General features: G+C 66.5%; 1 protein-coding gene. It reads right to left on the bottom strand.

Annotation, left to right across the window (positions count from 1 at the left end):
- The coding region (locus FJ658_RS15210; RefSeq protein WP_181408502.1) for an aldo/keto reductase at positions 1-221 on the bottom strand (221 nt) is incomplete at both ends.

Here is a 221-nt window from a genome sequence, read left to right as displayed (position 1 = left end):
CAGCTCTCGACATAGCGGTCGAGGTCGGGGCGCGGCCAGTGGATGAGGTACAGGTCGACGTGGTCGAGGCCGAGCTTCTCGAGGCTCAGGTCGATCGCGTCGAAGGCCGACTGCGTCCCCTGGTCCGAGTTCCACAGCTTCGTCGTGATGAACAGCTCGTCGCGCGGGATGCCCGACTTCTCGATCGCCCGGCCGACGCCGATCTCGTTGCCGTAGACCGC

It is taken from the genome of Schumannella sp. 10F1B-5-1 (genome assembly GCF_006517535.1).
In the GTDB taxonomy this organism is placed as follows: Bacteria; Actinomycetota; Actinomycetes; order Actinomycetales; family Microbacteriaceae; genus Schumannella.
This window is presented reverse-complemented; position numbering and strand designations above follow the sequence as displayed.